16 protein-coding genes and 1 pseudogene are annotated in these 13,331 nt (G+C 29.4%); 14 read left to right on the forward strand and 3 right to left on the reverse strand.

The window, feature by feature from the left end:
• Nucleotides 1-144: 144 nt before the first annotated feature.
• The 3 genes and pseudogenes from FGL08_RS05950 to FGL08_RS05960 all read left to right on the forward strand — a co-directional run.
• Nucleotides 145-1,215, forward strand: coding sequence for a D-alanyl-D-alanine carboxypeptidase (locus tag FGL08_RS05950; protein ID WP_415578718.1), 1,071 nt, complete (start codon nt 145-147; stop codon nt 1,213-1,215).
• A gap of 153 nt (nt 1,216-1,368) precedes the next feature.
• Entirely contained in the window at nt 1,369-2,376 is a 1,008-nt protein-coding gene (locus FGL08_RS05955; protein WP_138209909.1) for a sulfide/dihydroorotate dehydrogenase-like FAD/NAD-binding protein, read from the forward strand.
• A pseudogene (locus FGL08_RS05960) lies at nt 2,373-3,371 on the forward strand (FAD-dependent oxidoreductase); the annotation flags it as partial. The gene FGL08_RS05955 and the pseudogene FGL08_RS05960, both read left to right, overlap by 4 nt.
• Before the next feature lie 62 nt (nt 3,372-3,433).
• Here the strand turns inward: FGL08_RS05960 and FGL08_RS05965 are convergent.
• A complete protein-coding gene (locus FGL08_RS05965) occupies nt 3,434-5,053 on the reverse strand; it encodes a recombinase family protein (RefSeq protein WP_138209910.1) in 1,620 nt (539 codons plus the stop codon).
• On the reverse strand, nt 5,053-5,304 hold the full coding sequence (locus FGL08_RS05970; RefSeq protein WP_138209911.1) for a helix-turn-helix domain-containing protein: 252 nt from the start codon (nt 5,302-5,304) through the stop codon (nt 5,053-5,055). The genes FGL08_RS05965 and FGL08_RS05970 overlap by 1 nt, the downstream gene beginning before the upstream one ends.
• A gap of 497 nt (nt 5,305-5,801) precedes the next feature.
• Here FGL08_RS05970 and FGL08_RS13675 point away from each other — a divergent pair, with 497 nt between their 5' ends.
• The gene (locus FGL08_RS13675; RefSeq protein ID WP_279232944.1) at nt 5,802-5,927 is read left to right on the forward strand and encodes a hypothetical protein; all 126 of its coding nucleotides are present in this window, start codon (nt 5,802-5,804) and stop codon (nt 5,925-5,927) included.
• Here the strand turns inward: FGL08_RS13675 and FGL08_RS05975 are convergent.
• On the reverse strand, nt 5,917-6,438 hold the full coding sequence (locus FGL08_RS05975) for a helix-turn-helix domain-containing protein (RefSeq protein WP_171011987.1): 522 nt from the start codon (nt 6,436-6,438) through the stop codon (nt 5,917-5,919). The genes FGL08_RS13675 and FGL08_RS05975 overlap by 11 nt on opposite strands.
• A gap of 159 nt (nt 6,439-6,597) precedes the next feature.
• On the opposite strand from FGL08_RS05975, the gene FGL08_RS05980 reads away from it, so the two are divergent.
• The 10 genes from FGL08_RS05980 (at nt 6,598) to FGL08_RS06025 (ending at nt 13,328) form a co-directional block, all read left to right on the forward strand.
• Nucleotides 6,598-6,831 carry a helix-turn-helix transcriptional regulator gene (locus tag FGL08_RS05980; protein ID WP_138209913.1) on the forward strand — a complete coding sequence of 78 codons (234 nt, stop codon included), beginning with the start codon at nt 6,598-6,600 and terminating at the stop codon, nt 6,829-6,831.
• Between the two features lie 64 nt (nt 6,832-6,895).
• Nucleotides 6,896-7,531: a hypothetical protein gene (locus FGL08_RS05985; protein ID WP_138209914.1), complete on the forward strand. Its 636-nt coding sequence runs from the start codon at nt 6,896-6,898 to the stop codon at nt 7,529-7,531.
• Between the two features lie 11 nt (nt 7,532-7,542).
• Nucleotides 7,543-8,352 (forward strand): phage antirepressor KilAC domain-containing protein, encoded by an 810-nt coding sequence (locus tag FGL08_RS05990; protein ID WP_138209915.1) that lies wholly within the window; start codon nt 7,543-7,545, stop codon nt 8,350-8,352.
• A gap of 161 nt (nt 8,353-8,513) precedes the next feature.
• Nucleotides 8,514-8,723 carry a hypothetical protein gene (locus tag FGL08_RS05995; protein ID WP_138209916.1) on the forward strand — a complete coding sequence of 70 codons (210 nt, stop codon included), beginning with the start codon at nt 8,514-8,516 and terminating at the stop codon, nt 8,721-8,723.
• A 19-nt stretch (nt 8,724-8,742) separates the two neighbouring features.
• Entirely contained in the window at nt 8,743-8,910 is a 168-nt protein-coding gene (locus FGL08_RS06000; protein WP_138209917.1) for a 4-alpha-glucanotransferase, read from the forward strand.
• Between the two features lie 324 nt (nt 8,911-9,234).
• Nucleotides 9,235-10,284 (forward strand): YqaJ viral recombinase family nuclease, encoded by a 1,050-nt coding sequence (locus tag FGL08_RS06005; RefSeq protein WP_138209918.1) that lies wholly within the window; start codon nt 9,235-9,237, stop codon nt 10,282-10,284.
• A gap of 12 nt (nt 10,285-10,296) precedes the next feature.
• The gene (locus FGL08_RS06010; RefSeq protein WP_138209919.1) at nt 10,297-11,184 is read left to right on the forward strand and encodes a recombinase RecT; all 888 of its coding nucleotides are present in this window, start codon (nt 10,297-10,299) and stop codon (nt 11,182-11,184) included.
• Between the two features lie 2 nt (nt 11,185-11,186).
• Nucleotides 11,187-11,543, forward strand: coding sequence for a hypothetical protein (locus FGL08_RS06015; RefSeq protein WP_138209920.1), 357 nt, complete (start codon nt 11,187-11,189; stop codon nt 11,541-11,543).
• Nucleotides 11,544-11,791: 248 nt separating this feature from the next.
• Complete coding sequence (locus FGL08_RS06020; RefSeq protein ID WP_138209921.1) at nt 11,792-12,565, forward strand: helix-turn-helix domain-containing protein; 774 nt, start codon at nt 11,792-11,794, stop codon at nt 12,563-12,565.
• Entirely contained in the window at nt 12,528-13,328 is an 801-nt protein-coding gene (locus FGL08_RS06025) for an ATP-binding protein (protein WP_171012081.1), read from the forward strand. The genes FGL08_RS06020 and FGL08_RS06025 overlap by 38 nt, the downstream gene beginning before the upstream one ends.
• Nucleotides 13,329-13,331 lie beyond the last annotated feature (3 nt).

Consider the following 13,331-nt stretch of genomic DNA (forward strand, 5'->3'; position numbering starts at 1 on the left):
TCTATCCACTTATTTCTTTTTTATAATTGAGTCTCAATATATACTTTAAGAGGTGATTTAATGAAGGGAATTAAACATAGAACTTATATGTTTGCTATGGTTTTTATTATCAATTTGACATTAAATGCAAATGTAGTAAATGCCATGCATACAGTAAATATAAGTACAACAAAAAACGATAAAATTTCAAAAAATATAAATGTAAATGCAAGAAGTGCTATAGCTATAGACAAAGATACTGGAATAGTATTATATGAAAAAAGTGCTTATGATATTATTTCCATGGCAAGTACTACAAAAATAATGACGGCTTTAGTAGCCATAGATCATGGAGAATTAGATAAGAAGATTACTATATCTAAAAGAGCTGCTAAGATTAAAGGTTCTACAGTAAAGTATAAAGAAGGTGAACAAATAACTTTAAAAGAACTTTTATATGGACTTATGTTTAAATCCGGAAACGATGCAGCTATTGCAATTGCGGAGGGAATTTCAGGTTCTGTGGAAGAATTTTTAAAGCTAATGAATGAAGAAGCTATTAAATTAGGAACTTTAAACACACATTTTGAGTCTCCACACGGGTTAGATAGTGAAAATCACTATACAACTTCTTATGACCTTGCTCTTATTACTGCTGCGGCGAAGAAAAATCAAGTTTTTGATAAGATAGTTAGTAGTAAAGAAATTAAAAAAGATGATGAAAATTTTACTAGAGATTATAACAATATAAATAAACTTCTATATAGTATAGATGATTGTACAGGAGTTAAGACAGGATATACGGGGAAAGCTGGAAAATGTTTAGTTTCTTCCTTTAAGGCAAATGGAAGAGAGATTATAGTTGTAACTTTAAATTGTACTCCAAGGTGGAAAGAAAGTAAGAAAATTTATGAATATGTAAAGAATAATTTTAATCAAGTAAATGTTAAACGTAAGGGTGATACAGTTGGGAGAATTAAAGACAAAAAAGGTAAAGAAATCCCAATTTATATAAAAGAAGATATTTGTTTACCTATAAAAAAAGGCGAGACATATAATTATAGAGTAGAGATAAAACCTGATAACTTAATAGATAGTAATATAAATAAAGATAGTATACTAGGGACATATAAGGTATTTAAGGAGAATAAAGAAGTATATAGTGTAAATATTTTTAATAAGGAAAGCGTGCAAAATGAGAAAACCTTTTTAGAAAGATTAAAAGACAAAATTTAAACTTTTGTAGAGTATAAAAAGATGTAATTTTAATTACATCTTTTTATACTTTTTTTATGTATTTAATAAAGTTGAATTTATAGAGAATTAAATGTAACAAATTAATGGTAAGTAAAATATTTTAATAGTATAGTACGGAATGGAGGAAAGTATATGAGTTTTGAACCATTCGAGTGTATAGATGGAGGGACAGAATTTTGCCCATGTCATTTGGGCGAAACTGGCAATTGTATACAATGTAGACTTTTACAAAAGGATAATGAATGTAATTGTTCTAATTGGAAAGGAGTATGTATATATCAAGAACTTAAATGGAACAATGGTGTAGCAAAGAATGGTAGAAAATATTTCCAGGGAATTATTACTGAAAAAGTATCTCCTAATGAAGACTTATTCATAATAGTAGTAAAAACTGATCCTTACTTAGTTAGAAATCTAACTTCAGTAGGAAGTTTTGTGTTTTTAAAGAGTGTTGAAGATAGAAATTACTTTGATTCACCTATATCTATTATGGATATTAATACACAAGATAATGAGCTAACATTAGCTATAGAAATTAAAGGTGTTAAAACTTATCGATTAAATGAATTAAAAAAGGGAGATAAACTTTTAGTAAAGGGGCCTTACTGGAATGGAGTACTTGGACTTAGACATATTAAAAATCAAAAAGGAGGAAATTGTATCTTAATTTCAAGGGGGATAGGACAAGCGCCACTTATACCTATATTAAAAGACTTATACAATAAAGGGAATAAGGTGACGGTTATTATAGATAACGGAAGATATCCCAATTCTTTTATAACAGAATATTTAAATAGATATGCAAGTGAAGTACATTATATAAATACATTTGAACGTGGAAAAATTACAGAAGATTTTAGACAGTTCTTAATAAATAAATTAGAGGAAAATAAAGTATCCCTAGTTCATTCATCCTGTGCAGATATTTTAAACTATGACATTATGAAGGTTGTTGAAGAAGTAAATAAAACACAGATAGACAATTTTACCAATTATACCTGTTGCAATAACACTAAAATGTGTTGTGGAGAGGGGATTTGTGGATGTTGCACAAGAAAAAATAACGATCACAAGCTTAGAAGGCTTTGTAAGATGCAAACAGATCCCAAATATGTTCTTGAGGGGAGGAGATTATTTTGAAGATAATCATAGTTGGGGCAGGATGGTCAGGCTGTGCTGCAGCTATCACAGCTAGAAAGGCAGGAGCAGAAGTTCATCTTTATGAGAAAACAGATATGCTTTTAGGACTGGGGAATATTGGCGGCATCATGAGAAATAACGGTAGATACACAGCCTCTGAAGAGTTAAAGGCTTTAGGAGCAGAGGATTTAATAAATATTTGTGATGATAATTCTTTACACAAAAATATGAATTTTCCCGGGCATGAACATGCATCACTTTATGATGTAAATAATATAGAGCCTATAGTTAAAAGACATTTAGAGCATATGGGAATAAATATTCATACCGAGGCCAGAGTTACTGATGTTAAAGTTAAAGAAGACAGAATTACAGGAATTTACTTATATGATGGAACTTTTGTAGAAGGAGATGCTTTTATAGAAACAACAGGAAGCACAGGTCCTATGGGGAACTGTCTTAAATATGGAAACGGTTGCTCTATGTGTGTACTCAGATGTCCATCTTTTGGACCTAGAGTAAGTCTTACAAGGCAGGCAGGTTTAGAAGATTTAATGGGAGAACGAGCACATGAAGTTTACGGAGCATTTAGTGGTTCTTGTAAGTTATCAAAAGAAAGTTTGTCAAAGGAAATCAGAGATGAATTAGAAGAAAAAGGTGTGGTAGTTTTAAAAATACCTAAGGAAGATGTGAACTTAGATAAACTAAAAATTAAGGTATGTCAGCAATATGCATTGAAAGAATTCGCGGAAAATGTAGTTTTACTAGATACGGGACATGCTAAGCTTATGACATCTTATTATCCATTAGAAAAACTTAGAAAAATAGAAGGCTTAGAGAATGTTAAATACGTGGATCCATATGCTGGGGGAAAAGGAAATTCCATTAGATATTTATCTTGTGCTATAAGAGAAAATACGTTAAAGGTAAAAGGTATAGATAATCTATTCTGTGCTGGAGAAAAGGCTGGATTGTTTGTTGGACACACTGAAGCTAGACATAACAAACTGCAACTTTTCCCCAAGATTACCCATGTTACAAGTTTCCAGCGTAGAATCTATTTTTTTTTATGTGATCCCCAAAGCTTAACATCTATATTTCCAGTATCTCCATTCCATGTAATCCTATCTAATACACAGCTTAATAGAAACTTCTTTTGCTCAACATCATCTGTTGAATCTATCAGAGTAGAGAAACTTTGTAACTGTTTTATTAGAAAATCAATGTTTATATCAACATTTTTATTTTTCTCAGCTTTTGAACTGATAACACTTATTTTTTCTTTTATCTCATTTATTTCATATTCATTTTTTTCAATTTCATTAATTATATATTTTGCGGCAGTGGAAGAAGAGTTCTGCGATAATTGCTTTATTAAGTTTTCTATAGATGTCTCTTTAGTTTTTAGAGAGTTATTCAGAAGAATTAATTCATTAGAATTATCTATTTGTGATGCAACTTCTTCTCTTGCTTTAGACAGTTCCTTAACAAGTAATCCATTGTCCTTAGTCACTTTTTTTAGCTCTTTTATAACTGCTGATTCAACATCAATAGATCTAACATTTTGATTATTACATCTTGTACCCTTGGAATCTATTTTCATAGAACATGCATAATAAAACCTTGTATTACCGTTCTTATCCTTAGATCCATGTATAACTGTCATAGGAGAGCCACATTTATCACATCTTATCAAACCAGTCAAAAGAGCATTATGAGTTTTTCCTAGTCTAGGTGCCTTAGCCTTATTATTTTTTAATGTAGATTGTATTTCTAGCCATTTACTAGATTCTATTACACCTTCATGTTTAGATATAGCTGCTATCCATTCACTTGTATCTCTATAGGTATTTTGACCTTTCTTTTTATTATAAGTTAATATACCATGATTAGCATCCGGATTTCCAACACATGTTATCTGTAAGCTTTCTAGGTATTCAAAAATTTTTTCATCTGCTTTTACATAAGTAGGATTTTGAAGTAAGTCAGAAACTGCACTAACATTCCATTCAGAGCCTAACTTAGTTTTGTATTTATGTTCTAAAAGCCATTGTGTAACTTTTCTAAGAGATTTTACTTCAAAATATTTATTATAGATTAACTCAACTAATTTAAGTTCATCTTCAATTGGAGACAATTTATACATGGTTCTTTCTTTATATTCAGAATCTAAATAAGTCATTTGTTTACTTTTAAAACCTAAAGGGGTTTGACCACCAAGCCACCTTCCACTTTTAGAAAGTTCAAGCATGTTATCCCTAACACGTTCGGCTATAGTTTCTCTTTCTAGTTGAGCAAAAACAGATGCTATATATACCATAGCTTTTCCCATTGGTGTAGAGGTATCAAACTGTTCTTTAATAGATATAAAGCTCACGTTATTATTTTGAAGAAGTTCAAGTGTAGATGAGAAATCCGCTACATTCCTACTTATACGGTCTAATCTATAGCAAATTAGTATATCAAAGGACCTCTTCCTGATATCTTTAAGTAATTCTTGAAATTTAGGCCTATTCGTATTTCCACCTGAGAATCCTTCATCTTCATAAATTTTAAATTCATGTTTTTCTCCATGAAAGTTTCTTTCTATATATTCTTTACACATGAGTACTTGATTTTCTATACTTTCACCTTTGCCTGTAAATTTAGATTTTCTAGAATATATTGCTATCTTCATTATTCATTACCTCCACATGTACATTTACATTTCTTATTACAATTCTTACATTCTATTGAACATTTTATCATAAGTTTAGGACAAATATTCAATTCATCTGCAATTCTACCTAAAATACGTACTGTAGGACTTTTTTCATTTCTCTCTAATGCAGATAGATAACTTTGGCTAATCCCTGATTTTTTAGCAAGTTTATTTTGGCTTAATTTTTGTTTTTCTCTGAATAATTTTATATTTATCTTTTGAGACAAGTTTTTTCCTTTCTGCAACCCATTTATATTATATCGTAACTTAAATTATAAACTATTATAAATATATTACATAAAAAGTAATCATATGTGAATATAGGTATAAAAAGTCGAGTATTAGCTCGGGCGGAGCTAACTTTTTGTTATACAATTATGTTATATTCTATGTGAAAATTTTGTTAAATATAGTTGCAGTTTATATAAATATATGATAATATTTATTTTGTTGTTTAAAAATTAATATTATTATATATTTAACAAGGTTTTTACATATCATAATTAATTAATTTTAAAAAAAAGTTAGTTAATTAATAAATAAAAAAAATCTTTGGTATTGGCTATATAAAATATAGTTAAAGTCAATGCTATGGGGATTTTTGATTATTTTATGTAAAAGCCTTGTTTTTTACTTTTAGACGAACAAAAGTTCGATTGATTGAAGGTTTAGTGATTAGTAACATATAATAAATATATATGTTAAGAATACAGGAGGGGTTTATATGGATAAAAAGTTGACGGAAATTTTTGAATTAATAAGGGAAAATGAAGAATTAATTGATATTAAAATTTTAAGTGAATACATAAAATATAAACTAATAGAAAAAAAGACTACTTCTAATCAGTAGTCTTTTTTCTATTCTTAATATACATATTTATTGCAGACTTTATAATATTCATTGTGTCTTCATTCCAATTATCTTCATTTAATGCCCCAGTATCAATCAATGCATTTAATATAGATAGAGTAGTTTCAGCTGCAGAACGATCTTCTTTGGATTCTAAGTTATTATAGTTTTCTTTAAGAACTTTTAATGCGTAGTTTAATAATAGATTTTCATCTTTAACTTCATCATTATTATCAAACAGTATTTTTGTAGCTGTTGATATATTTTTAGTTCCATCAAATAAAGAGTTGGAATTAGCTCTCTTTTTTACATCGGTTCTTCCTAAAAGATAATCAGTACTTACTTCAAAATAATCAGCAATCCTTTGCATTAAGTCATTCTCTGGAATGTGTTTCCCTTTCTCGTATTTAGAAATAGAACTTTTATCAATAAACAAGATTTGAGCTAATGCTTCTTGTGTTAATCCTTTTTCTTTTCTTAATTTCTTAATCCTTTCACTAAAAGTTGACATAAAATCACCTCTTAACATTAATTATACTAGAAGTTGAGGGGAAATAAACTAAAGTTGAGTATCTAGCAACTTATTTTAAAAAAACACTTGACATGTTGAGTTTGATTCAATATAATTAGCTTGTAGGTTGAAATTAACTCACATGAAGGTGGTGAAATCATGAATATAAATTTGCTTAAATCTCAGCGAGTTAAGAATGGGTTAACTCAAAAAGATGTTGCAAATACGTTAGATATAGATGTAACAACGTATAGTAAAAAAGAAAATGGTTTAATATCTTTTAAAGCCAGTGAAATTAAAGAGCTAAAATATCTACTTAAACTAACTCCAGAAATAATAGACGAAATTTTTTTTATCAACAAAGTTGAGTTAAACTCAATTAAGGCTAATTAAGTTATAAATTTAGTTTATGTGGTTGTCTGAAAAATAAATTAGTAAACAAGAGGGAGGTGAGGGAATGAGTAACTTAGTAGATAAACATAACTTATACAAAAGAGCTTTTAATAATGTACTGGATATGTATAAAGCAAATTATGTTAACGGTATTGAACTTGATAGAAAACCTCTAATTAAAAAACTTATTACTTACGGAGTAAAACTTGTTAATACAGAGAGAAAAAATGGAGATTATGAGGTTACAACTTATGAAGATGCAGAAATTAAGTTTGCATTTATTGAAATAATAAAAGATTTAATGTCATTGTTAACACCAAAAGAGTTTATGCAGTTGTTCCCTATTGCTAAGGAATATAAAGGGCATAAGTTTAACACAAAAGATTACTTTTACACAATTAATTACATTAAAGAATTTGATAAATATTCTCCCGTTGGAGAAAAGATACTTGAATTTTTATGGGAGTATCATAATTGGGATATAACTGAGTTTAATGTCGAATTTATGTGTTCTGTAAGTAAGTTGAGAAAATTTAAAGGCGAACCTTCTCTTATGGAAGAGTTTGCAGAAACAATGGGAATTAAAACTTATACTATGCATACAGACGACAAAGGTAAACAATTCTTATTTGATAAGGAAGTTGGTAAAACAGTTAGAATAAATAAGCCAATGAAAAGACACTTAAAGGTTATAAGGTAAGGAGGGAACATATGAGTAATTTGCAATTATTAAGTAACAAGCAAATAACAATAGACAGTAGAGAAGTGGCAGAAATGATGGATGTGGAACATTCAGAAATCCTAAAGAAATTAGAAGGCACTAAAAGAGCAGATGGGCGTGTAAAACAAGTAGGAATTATACCAACAATGACTAAAGGGAAAATTCCCGTGAGTGATTATTTCATACCAAACACCTATAAAGATGGTAGTGGTAAAGAAAATAAATGCTATCTATTTACTAAAATGGGATGTGAATTTATAACAAATAAATTTACTGGAGAAAAGGGTATTTTATTTACTGCTAAGTATACTAAAAAATTTAATCAAATGAAACAACAGTTACAACAACCTAAAGATAGTTACATGATACAAGATCCTATAGAGAGAGCTAAAGCTTGGATAATGGAACAGCAAGAAAAACAAAAATTACTTGAAGAAAATGAAAAGAATAAACCAAAAGTATTATTTGCTGAAGCATTAGAGGTATCTGAGAGTAGTATTTTAATAGGAGAATTAGCTAAATTACTTAGACAAAATGATATAGACATAGGCCAAAATAGGCTATTTGAAAAGCTAAGAAATGAAGGTTATTTAATTAAGAAAAAAGGTGAAAATTACAATTTACCTACACAGTATAGCATGGATTTAAAACTTTTTGAAATCAAAAAGAGAACCATAAATAATCCAGATGGAAGTGTAAGAGCTACAACTACAACAAAAGTTACGGGAAAAGGGCAGATATACTTCATAAATAAGTTTATTAAAAAACAAGTTGAAAGTGAAGTAGCTTGCACTAAATAGAATGTAAACCATGGAATAAAAATTTAAATAAATCTTGTTAGTAAAGCTAATTCGAGCGGGAGTGAGCGAAGATATGAGCCACGCTAAAATACATTTTATAGTTACTGGGATAACAGTTAGTTTTATCAACTTTACTAGCAAGAAAAGCAGGAGGTAGCAGTTTGGGAGATATAAAATTAACTGTTACACAAGAGAAAAGAGAAGAAACAATAGATAAAATTCTAATTCTTATAGAGAATCAATTTGAAGGGGTAGAAGTTACAGCTTTATTTACTAAAGTATTATTACAAGAAGCAATTAGAATAATAGAGGACAGATGTTTACTTGCACCAATTAGTGTTATAAATCATACATTAGAAAATAGAGAGTAAGTTTGAGAGGAGGAGAACATTGGCTAGAAAAAGCAAAGTTAAAACTGTTACAGTACATTATACTGCACTGGAAAACCAAGAGGAATTTGAAAACAGAAAAGCAAAGGCAATAGCCAAAGTTCTTACGAAGACGTTACCTCTAGAAGAGATTGATATGCTAATAAAATTATATAAAGAAAGTATATGAAACCAAGGTAAACACATAAGTACAAAGGATACCAAGAACAATACACTCAGGAAAATTAGGCTGAACAGCCTTTTTTAAAAAATATTTTTTCTTAAAAATAAATATACTTTCTCAATATATTCTATGCAACTTAATTTAGAAAGTTGACTAAATAAAAATAAAATTTGAAGGTGATAAAATGTTTAGAAAAATGACAGCATCTTAACTTTTAGACCAAAGATTAAGGCATTTAAGAAGGAAAATTTTACACACTCATGATAAAGGATTAAGGAGAATCTATAAGGAGCATATAGAGTTTTTAGAAAGTCAATTGGAGGTAATGTAATGGCTGAATTTATAGAAGATAAAAAGTTGTTTCCTAATGTAAAAGCTATTTTTGATTGTAGGGAAGATGATGAAGAAAGAACTAAGTGGCTATCAAATAGATGTAATTCAATCGGTGGTTCAGAAATAGGAGCGATAGCAGGGTTTAGCCAGTACAGTTCAGCATTTACAGTGTTTAATGAAAAGTTAGGACTTTCAGAGAAGTTTAAAGGTAATATTCATACTAAGTTTGGTAATAGAATGGAACCACTTATTAGAGAATGGGTGCAGGAAGATTTTGAAAAGTCCACAGGGATTAAACTTAAAACTTATGAATACCCATACATGATGATCCATAAAGAACATGAATATTTTAGTGCTAATATAGATGGTTTAGGAAAACTAAGTGATAACTATAAATACTATGAAAATCTTGATACAGGAGAAATTAAGGAAATAGAAAAAGGTGAACTAATAGGAATAGAGATAAAAACAGCTAGTGAATTTTTAAAGAAAATGTGGGATGGAGATGAAATTCCAGATTCATATTATACACAAGTTCAATGGTATATGGGGATTACAGGACTTAAGTATTTTTTAATAATATATCTTCTTGGAAAAGAGGTTAAATGGAAAGTAGTTCCCAGGAATGAAGATGATATAAAAGCTTTATTTAAAATAGGAGAAGATTTTTGGAATAACAACATACTTACTAAAATACCGCCTAATCCAAGAGGTTTAGATATAGAAACTAAAGAGATACTTTTTAAGCAGGCTTTAGATAACGATATAGAGGCTACTATAAGTAATGATAAGTTATCTAGATATAAAGATATAGATGAACAAATAAAGGTTTTAGAAAAGGAAAAGGAGCATTTAAAACAACTTATATATTTAGATTTAGGAGATAGTAAAAAAGGTTCTGATGGAATCTATAAAATAAGCAGATATAAAGTTAAGAGAGATAGGCTAGACATTAAAATACTTAAAGAAAAGTATCCAGTAACATATGAAAATATATTTCAAGGTGAAACAGAATTCGTAAATATGAGAATTACTAAATGTAAATAAGGAGGAGTAACAATGGCTAATGTAAATGGAGGTTTAGTTGCTAATAAGCAACAACAAAATAATATTCAGTTGACACCACAAAAGAAGATGCAAAATGTATTACAAAAGATGATGCCTGAAATTAAAAAAGCAGTTGCGAGCACCATGACACCTGAAAGATTCAGCAGAATAGCTTTAAGTTTATACAATGGTAATCCAGCATTTTGGGAAGCTGATACAACAACTTTTTTAAATGCATTAATGCAAAGTGCTCAATGTGGATTAGAACCTAATACAGTGCTTGGAGAAGCATATTTAATAGCTTATAAAAACAATAAACAAGGTATTACAGAAGTTAATTTTCAGGTTGGCTACAAGGGTATTTTAAAAATGGCATTTAACACCGGGGAGTATGAAGCTATATATGCACATGAGGTTAGAAAAGGTGATGAATTTGAATATGAGTATGGACTTCATAAGAATTTAAGCCATAAGCCTGCAGATATACCAAGTGACGAAGTAACGCATTATTATGCAGTATATAAACTTAAGAATGGTGGATTTGATTTTGTAGTATGGTCCAAAGAAAGAGTGGAACATCATGCTAAAGAGTTCTCAAAAAACTACACTTACAAGGGGCAAATAAATAAGAGTTCAGTATGGTTTAAAAACTTTGATTCTATGGCTAAGAAAACAGTTTTACTTGATGTTTTAAAATATGCTCCTAAGAGCGTTGAAATGGCAAAAGCTTTAGATATGGATTATAAGTCAGAAGCTAAGGAAGAAAAAATAAGCAACTTTAATTATGTTGATGTTGATTCAGTTGAGGTTGAAAGTTTTTCTAAAGAAGAAAATAATGAGCATGCTGCAACTGTAGAAGAAATTCCTGATGAATTAGCACCATTTAATACGGAGGAATAGAAATGATAAATAAAAATTTCAATACAAAAATTGTTACGGAAGTAACAGAAATAACATTTAATGAAGATGCGGTGGGATCTGCAACTTTGGAAACAGAAGAGGGCTTAAGCACCTTAAACAAATTTATGCTAATAGATTTAGGAAATCCAAATGAAAGTGAAATTATATTTTACAACTTAGTAGAATCTGAAAAAGAAAAAGCTTGTGAGATATTAGAAAAAACATTATTTGAGGAACTATCTTACAGTGAATTAGAGTCACGTTGCTATAGTTTAGAATCTGATAATGAAGAGTTGAAAAGTGAAATAGACGAGTTAAAAGAAATTAATCAGCAGCTTAGATATAAAAACATTGTATAAAAATACACCCTATGGCCAGGGTGCATTAAAAAATAACATTTTGGGTATAGAGCTTAAAGCTCTTACCCATATTATACAAAATTATTTCAGTTTAGTATATGTCAAGGGGGAATTTTTATGTGTAAATATAAGAAAACAATTAGAAGAATGATACTAGTATGGCTACTAGAAACTATAACAATAACAGTATTTTGGGGAGGTTTTATAGTAGTAGCATTAATTTCAACTAAATAACAAAGGAGGATAAAATGACTGTATTTAGGACTATAAAAGATAAAGAAAATCCTTATATTATGTTAAATAAATACTTTATCTATGATAGCAGATTAAGTTTAAAAGCCAAAGGATTGATGAGTTACTTTTTAAGCAGACCAGATCATTGGGAGTTCTACCAAATAGAAATCCTACAGCATTGTAAAGATAAAAAAGATAGTTTATCAAATACAATTAAAGAACTTGAAAAACGTGGATATGTAAAAAGGATTTTAAGAAGAGATCAACAAGGTAAGTTAATGGGTGGATATGATTATGAAGTTTATGAAATACCTGATGTTATTAACAAAAATGAAGAAGCTTGTACAAATATATCCGATATCGGAAAAACCGAAACCGGGGAAATCCGAAATCGGGAAAAACCTATTTCGGAAAATCCGCCCTTAGTAATTAATGATAGTTTAGTAATTAATGAATGTAGTAGTAGAAATGATGTTCAAAAGGTGATTGATCATTATTGCTCAAAAGCTTCAATACTAGAAACTAACCTTAAACCAATTGAATTTAGTGCAGTTATTAAGCTAATAGAAGATGAGGTGCCACTTAAACTTATAAATCAAGGAATAGATTTAGCATTTAAAAAATTTAGACCTAGTTTTGATGGGGATAAGATAAAATCTTTTAAGTATTGTGAACCTGTAATAAGAGGTTTATGGGCTAAAGAACTTGTTAAGAAGGAAGGTGTAAATAATGAACCGAGTAGGAGTAGTGATGGAGAAGAGCTTAGAGAACAAGGAATTGGATTATAAGTCTGAGCATTGTAAAAGTTGTGGAGATCCTATAAATAAACTAGTAAAAATAATGAATAAGCCAATGATAGTTCCAGTAATGTGCAGTTGTAGAGAAAAAGAGCTTAGGGAAAAAGAAATAAAAGAAAAAAATAAAGAGAAGCAGATAAGACTTAAGCAGATTATAAATAATAGTCTAATGGACCAGAAGTTTAAGAATAGTACTTTTGAAAATTGGGATTTTACTAAAGGAACTAAAAAAATGTATGAAGCCGGAAGCAAGTATGCAGATAGATTTCAAAGTATGAGAAAAGAATCAATTGGATATTTAATATACGGAAAACCAGGAAACGGAAAGACATATACAACAGCATGTATATCAAATGCATTAATAAGTAAGATGATTCCAGTGATATGCGTAAGCATTAATTCTTTGCTGGAGAGAATTAAGGAAACTTACAACAAGTTTGGAGAAGATGGAGAAAGTACAATTTTAAAAGGATTAGCCAATGCCGATTTACTGATAATAGATGATTTAGGGACAGAACAGGATACAGACTGGTCCAGAACTAAAATTTACAATATCTTAGATAGCAGATACAGGAATAGCTTGCCGTTAATAGTTACAACCAATCTACCACTAAGGGAATTAGAAGAAAGATATGAGAAGAGAACCTATGACAGACTTTTAGAGATGTGTACTCCTATACTAAATGATGGACCTAGTATTAGAGTAGAAAAGGCAAAAGAAAAGACAAGAATTTTAAAAAAGTTATTAGATTAAAAA

Origin of the sequence: Hathewaya histolytica, assembly GCF_901482605.1 — a bacterium.
Taxonomy (GTDB): domain Bacteria; phylum Bacillota; class Clostridia; order Clostridiales; family Clostridiaceae; genus Hathewaya; species Hathewaya histolytica.